This window comes from Paenibacillus sp. P4_E11 (assembly GCF_056401635.1).
Window position 1 is genome coordinate 1 of sequence record NZ_JBFUIX010000161.1, and the last position, 6,784, is coordinate 6,784.

General features: G+C 46.8%; 6 protein-coding genes. 4 read left to right on the top strand and 2 right to left on the bottom strand.

Features of this window, described 5'->3' with window-relative positions; genetic code table 11:
• Nucleotides 1-148: 148 nt before the first annotated feature.
• A complete protein-coding gene (locus AC1DWB_RS29955) occupies nucleotides 149-508 on the bottom strand; it encodes a hypothetical protein (RefSeq protein WP_477544758.1) in 360 nt (119 codons plus the stop codon).
• A 511-nt stretch (nucleotides 509-1,019) separates the two neighbouring features.
• Between AC1DWB_RS29955 and thrS the strand changes: the two genes are divergently transcribed.
• Nucleotides 1,020-2,933, top strand: a complete 1,914-nt coding sequence (gene thrS, locus AC1DWB_RS29960) for a threonine--tRNA ligase (protein WP_477544759.1) — start codon at nucleotides 1,020-1,022, stop codon at nucleotides 2,931-2,933.
• Between the two features lie 106 nt (nucleotides 2,934-3,039).
• Here thrS and AC1DWB_RS29965 read toward each other — a convergent pair whose 3' ends face one another.
• Nucleotides 3,040-3,534 carry a MarR family winged helix-turn-helix transcriptional regulator gene (locus AC1DWB_RS29965; RefSeq protein ID WP_477544760.1) on the bottom strand — a complete coding sequence of 165 codons (495 nt, stop codon included), beginning with the start codon at nucleotides 3,532-3,534 and terminating at the stop codon, nucleotides 3,040-3,042.
• Between the two features lie 101 nt (nucleotides 3,535-3,635).
• Between AC1DWB_RS29965 and AC1DWB_RS29970 the strand changes: the two genes are divergently transcribed.
• The 3 genes from AC1DWB_RS29970 to AC1DWB_RS29980 all read left to right on the top strand — a co-directional run bounded on the left by AC1DWB_RS29970 (nucleotide 3,636) and on the right by AC1DWB_RS29980 (nucleotide 6,595).
• Nucleotides 3,636-4,577, top strand: a complete 942-nt coding sequence (locus tag AC1DWB_RS29970) for an alpha/beta fold hydrolase (protein WP_477544761.1) — start codon at nucleotides 3,636-3,638, stop codon at nucleotides 4,575-4,577.
• 102 nt (nucleotides 4,578-4,679) lie between these two features.
• The gene (locus AC1DWB_RS29975; RefSeq protein WP_477544762.1) at nucleotides 4,680-5,477 is read left to right on the top strand and encodes an alpha/beta fold hydrolase; all 798 of its coding nucleotides are present in this window, start codon (nucleotides 4,680-4,682) and stop codon (nucleotides 5,475-5,477) included.
• Nucleotides 5,478-5,785: 308 nt separating this feature from the next.
• On the top strand, nucleotides 5,786-6,595 hold the full coding sequence (locus tag AC1DWB_RS29980) for an alpha/beta fold hydrolase (RefSeq protein WP_477544763.1): 810 nt from the start codon (nucleotides 5,786-5,788) through the stop codon (nucleotides 6,593-6,595).
• The last annotated feature ends 189 nt before the right edge of the window (nucleotides 6,596-6,784 follow it).

The following is a 6,784-nucleotide window of genomic DNA, read 5'->3' on the forward strand; positions in this document are numbered from 1 at the left end:
GCCTTAGCCTGTCTTTTGAATTCCAATTTATAGGGAAACAAACAGAGCTTACCCCTTTTTTGGGCAGCAGCAAACAAGCCTCTGAAGTTCGTATTTTCTAAATAAAACTCTCTAATCTAAAGGGTAGTAAAATAAGAAGGGGGTCCTGCTATACGTACAAGGAAGTGAACTTAATAGGAGTTAAAAACATCCGCGCTAGCCGGCGGGCAATCAGAGGATGAATCGAAAGGTGGGTTACAGGAACTACTCGACGAATTGCATTCATTAAGGCGCACATCAGAATGGAGAACACAGTGAGATACGCTGTGAACCGAATGCCTTCCTGTGAGGATGCTTGCTTACGAACCGTCGCTTTATTCGTGAAGTATTCCATTCCTTGTAGAATAGAAGGACGGGTAGATTCGTTGACGCTTCCTTCTAGGCTGGGAGTAGGTGTAGCAAATAACATCATCACCAATATTAAAACAAAAGATAAAGATCGATTGGACGAGATAAAACGAGATAACATACACATTCACCTCCTATTCGCTTGAATTCAAATGAATTATACCATAAATTGACCGTTTTTGAAAGTCTGAATGAATTTTCAAGTGCGTTCTAGACTGCCTCGGTTAAAGTTTTCGTGGTCTTATCTTGACTTTCACGAGCGAGGTTATGTAATATAATACCAAGTCATTCATACTAGGCATTGACCAAAGACATGATTTCCTTCACGAACTGTCCAGAGAGAGAAGTTAAGGCTGAAAGCTTCTCCAGTTACCGGTGTGAAATTACCCCTTTGTAGCCGTGGCGTTGAACCCGTCGATCCGTACTTGGCGGCAGTAAGCGGCACCGGTTTATCCCCGATACCAGATACCAATAAGGACCTTGCATCAGCTTGCTTTGATGAACAGCCGAAGCATGGAATGGTGAAGGTCGAATTAGGGTGGAACCACGAGCTGAACGCACTCGTCCCTTTGTGGGAGATGCGTTTTTTTGCGTTCATAAAAATTGAAATTAAGAGGGATGGAGGCTAAATCATGGAGATCGAKGTAACATTGCCAGATGGAACAATTAGGAGGTATCCACCAGGTACGATAATCGAACAAGTAGCGGAATCAATTAGTACTGGGTTGAGAAAAAATGCAGTTGCAGGAAAGATCAACGGCAAACTAGTTGATCTTAACCAACCGATCGAGCCTGATAGCCACATCGAAATAGTTACACTTGACAGCAAAGAAGGCCTAGAAATATACAGACACAGTACGGCACATGTAATGGCCCAAGCCATTAAGCGCCTATATGGTGATGAGGCTGTTAAACTCGGCATAGGACCGGTTATCGAAGACGGATTTTATTATGACATGGGGTTAGAGAATCCACTGTCTAGTGATAATCTTACCGCTATTGAGAAAGAAATGGAGAAAGTTATTCAAGAGAACCTACCCATTATCCGCAGGGTCGTCAGCCGTACAGAAGCCATTCAGACATTCGAGAAGCTTGGTGAACCATTAAAATTGGAGCTCATTCGTGATCTACCGGAAGATGTCGTCATTACCATGTATGATCAAGGTGAATTTTCTGACCTGTGCCGGGGGCCACATCTTCCTTCTACAGGCAGGATCAAGGCATTCAAGCTTATGAACGTGGCGGGCGCCTACTGGCGTGGAGACTCTTCTAATCAGATGCTGCAGCGTATTTATGGGACTTCATTCCCGAAGATAGCTCAGCTTGAACAACATTTACATGTCCTTGAGGAAGCGAAGAAGCGTGACCACCGAAAGCTTGGCAAAGAACTTGAATTGTTTATGTTCTCGGAAGAAGCGCCTGGCATGCCATTCTTTCTTCCGAAAGGGATGACGATTCGTACGGAGCTTGAGAACTTCGCTCGTGAATTACAGAGACAGCGGGATTACGAGGAAGTGCGTACACCCCTTATGATGAATAAGCGAGTTTGGGAGCATTCGGGACACTGGGATCATTACAAAGATAATATGTACTTCACCAACGTGGATGAAACCCAATTTGCACTTAAACCAATGAACTGCCCAGGGCACATGCTTATTTTTAAGAATAGCTTACATTCTTACCGAGAATTGCCAATCCGTCTTTCCGAGTTTGGCCAGGTGCACCGCCACGAACTTTCCGGGGCGCTTAACGGGATGATGCGGGTCCGTACATTTTGTCAGGACGACGCCCACCTTTTCGTGTTACCGGAACAAATTGAGGAGGAAATCAGCCGTGTCATTGCCCTGATTGACCATGTGTATCAAGTACTCGGCTTCTCATACAAGGTCGAACTGTCGACCCGGCCAGAAGATCGTATGGGTTCAGATGAGCTGTGGAACCAGGCCGAACAATCCTTACAACATGTCCTGGACAAACTTGGTATCGAGTATCATGTCAATGAAGGCGATGGGGCATTCTATGGACCCAAGATCGATTTTCACATCCTAGATGCGCTCAAACGGAGCTGGCAGTGTGGGACGATTCAACTGGACTACCAGATGCCCGAGAAATTCGATCTTTCTTACATCGGCGAGGACAATCAGAAGCACAGGCCAATCGTTATTCATCGGGCTATTTTTGGATCCATTGAGCGATTTATCGGCATCTTAACCGAGCATTTTGCCGGAGCTTTCCCGTTATGGCTTGCGCCGGTCCAAGCGAAATTATTGCCGGTTTCGGAGAACTATTTGGACTATGCCTTACAGGTGAAAACATCGCTAGAAGAGGCCGGGATTCGTGTTGAAGTAGATGTGCGGAATGAAAAACTCGGGTACAAAATTCGTGAAGCCCAACTTGAAAAAATACCATTCATGCTCGTACTTGGAGAGAATGAGAAAAACTCAGGAAAGGTGTCCGTTAGAAAGAGAGGGGAAGGTGATCTTGGCTTAAGAAGTATTTTAGAGCTTACTGGGCAAATTCAGGAAGAGATTCGCGCTAAGAGGTAAGAGTATATACGGGTGCCCAAGGAAATGCTGACAGCAAACAATGACGGCAATCTGTTTTATTGTAAAAACGGATCATCTCCAATTGGAGAGATCCGTTTTTTTTGCATCAACTTCGATAGCCCGCTCCGTCTTTGTAACGCTTGGTTAATTTTGCACTTTCCAGCATTGTCAGATCGATGGTCGATTGGTTGTACTGCACCAAGAACTCAAGCTCCTTTGTAGAATAAGTTTCTAGTAACTTTTCAAATGCTTCCCCCATCGAACGATAGATGCTGTCAGATTGGGCGAGATTATTCTGATTGACTGTCACGATGACTCTACGACGATCTTTGGGGTCAGATTCACGCTTAACGAAATCGCGCTGTTCAAGCCGGTCGATAACATTCGAGACGGCGCCAGTTGTGAGATTTAGTCGCTGTGCGAGTTGTCCGGCAGTCATCGGCCCTTCCTGCAGCAGTGTCGAAACCGTCTTCATGTCGGTAATACCTAATCCCAACTTAGCTGCTGCTGCTTGGTGAAATAATGCTGTTTCGGTGCTAGCCATCTGACCTAAAAATTGCATCTGATTGATCAGCGCTTTTCGGTGCTCTGCTTCGTTCATAGGTGCTATCTCCTTTACTTCTTGACAGAAAATACCTTGACAATTAAGATAATTATTGAAATAAATGTGTTGATGATTAAGATAATATTGAAGATAGTATAGTGCCTATCCATTCATTATGCAAGAAAGGACAACAGAACATGAACCTGAAAACCGGTGTCAAATATCAATCTACATTAGCCACGCGAGGGAATTATACAACCAGCTCTGTAACCTCTAAAGACGGCACCACCATTGGCTACCGCCAACTGGGCCAAGGACCAGGCCTAGTGCTTGTGCACGGCACCATGGAGTCAGCTCAAAGTCACATGCAGCTCGCTGAAGCACTAGCTAGTACATTCACCRTATATTTGCATGACCGCCGTGGCCGCGGCCTAAGTGGTCCTTACAGTGAAGACTACAGTATTCAGAAGGACGTTGAAGATTTGGACGCCCTTCTTACCCAAACAGGTGCCCACTATGTTTTTGGGATCAGCGTTGGGGCCATTATATGTCTTCAAGCAGCACTCACTTTACCAGCGATTCATAAAGTCGCCATCTTTGAACCGCCGTTGATAGTAAACGGCTCAGTGTCGACCGAATTCTTGACGCGTTATGACAGCGAGATGGCACAGGGCAAGGTTGACTCAGCGCTTGTTACAGGTATGTTAGGCTCGCAGATGGGGCCGTCCATATTCAACTCAATACCTCGATGGCTGCTCCAATTACTGACCAGAATGATGATGGCAAGCGAGGAAAAGAAGGCCAAGGGTGACGACGTCACGATGCGGATGCTGGCTCCGACGATGCACTATGACCTTCAATTATCCGTCGAGACGGAAGGGTCTCTGGAAAGTTACAAGGCTGTACGCTCCCCGTTGCTCATGCTTGGTAGTAGCAAGAGTCCGACCTACTTCAAAGTTGCCCTTGATGCCCTAGAGAAGATCTTTCCGCATGCCAATCGTATTGAGTTTCCCGGGCTCAATCATGGAGCTACAGGTAATACGAATAGAGGCGGCAAGCCAGAACGGGTAGCACAAGAACTCCGAAGATTTTTCATTTAACAATTTGTTGTGAAAAAATTTATATGTAGTGTCGATTTTGTTTAACTTTGTTCGTCGTATAGGTATGGAATAATAAATCAACTACAACATTTAGGAGGAAGTATGAGCATCTTACATTMGAAAGACGGTACGGCTATCGCTTACGAAAAGAAAGGTAAGGGGCTCCCGCTTATATTGGTGGATGGGGCGTTATGCACTCGTAAGTCCGGACCGAACGGGCCGCTGGCCGAGTTGATGCAGCAGCATTTTACCGTGTACTTCTATGATCGCAGGGGGCGCGGAGAAAGCGGTGACGCGAAACAATATCGGATCGAGCGCGAGATTGAGGATATCTCGGCATTAATCGAAGTAGCTGGTGGATCTGCTTATGTGTACGGCATCTCCTCGGGTGCAGCTCTTGCTCTTGAAGCAGCGAACCAGCTTTCGTCCATAAAGAAGCTAGCCATATATGAAGCACCGTTCATTGTAGATCACAGTCGTGCGCCAATACCTTCGGACTATATGGAGCAACTGCAAGGACTATTGGCAACAGATCGCCATGGAGCAGCGGTCAAGCATTTTATGAGAAAAGGGGTGGGCTTGCCTGCTGCGATCGTCGCCATGATGCCGCTCATGCCGGCGTGGAAGCATCTAAAGGCTGCTGCCCGTACACTTCCATATGATACACTTCTTACCCTAGATTATCAGAGGGGTAAAGCAATGACGTCTAACCCTTGGCCCTCTGTAACCATACCCACCCTCGTAGCGGTTGGCGGAAAGAGTCCGGGATGGACACGCAATGCGATGCAATCGCTCGCGAACGTGCTCCCTAACGCCAAGCTTCAAACCCTGGAAGGACAGACGCACATCATCAAAGCGGCAGCACTTGCTCCGGTCCTGAAGGAATACTTCGAGAATTAATGTTATTAAACCTTAACAAATATGGAGGTAGATTCTCAATGTAACCCATCGTGGGGATCGCAGTTGGCTTACGGCGATCCATGTATTCAGGACCTGGCCGAACTTGGGGTCCGATGTTAACTCTCGTCTATGAATGCCCTAATCCACAGGAAGAAAAATCCTTTAATAATTTTTTGCTAATGTGTCGATTTTGCCGTCAGCTATTCGTTGTCTTAATAAAGGGTCGGATAAATGAACGTTGAGCATGCATTTTCGATGACCCTTTTATTCAGATCATCTGGTAGTTAAACGAGCAAAGGAGACTTTCCATGTACTCAGTAACTTCAAGAGACAGCACCAAGATCGCCTATGACAAGGTTGGTCAAGGGCCGGCACTCATACTGGTAGCGGGTGCGTTCAGCTACCGGAAATTTCCGGGGCAGGTGCAGCTCGCTAATATAYTGTCAAAGCACTTCACGGTGTACAACTACGACCGACGCGGCCGCGGTGATAGCGGAGACACACAACCATATGCCATAGAACGCGAGATTGAAGATCTTCAATCCATGATTGATGAAGCTGGCGGCTCGGCACATGTGTACGGATTGTCATCCGGGGCGGTTCTTGCCCTGCAAGCAGCAGCGAGAGGGGGAAACATTACAAAACTAGCTTTACATGAACCTCCATTTGTGGTCGATGCTGCGGATCCCAAGCCGCCGAACGATTTCGTTTTGCAGGTGTCCGAGCTCATTGCTGCTAATCGCCGGGCTGAGACCATCAAGTACTTTATGACCAAGGGCATGGGTGCACCTTCATTCGTTGTCAGCTTGATGCGCATAATGCCAGGTGTGTGGTCGAAACTCATGGCCGTTGCCCACACGCTCCCCTACGATGCGGCATTGTTGGAAGAATATATGGGTGGAAAGTCGCTGCCTGCTGATCTATGGAGCACTGTGACGATACCAACACTGGTGCTCGAAGGCACGGAGAGCCCGGCTGCGCTGCGTCATGGTGCCCTGGCACTGGCAGGCGTGCTCCCTAATGCACGATTGCAGAGTAAAAAGGGACTTGGCCATACCAAGAAACTCAATACGAAATTAATTGCATCGGAGCTTGCGGCATTCTTTATGGACAAGTAATGCGTCACGAGATTGAAACTAAGAAAGGGAGTATTTTTCAATGAAAAATTCATATGCACAAAAGAGTAACACAAGTGTTATGAGGCTTCTACTGATTGCTGGTGTAGTTTCTGCGCCACTATTCTATGTAGTAGTTATTGCTCAAKCGTTTTCACGTACAGGGTTCGATATCAGGCGACACGCCATCAG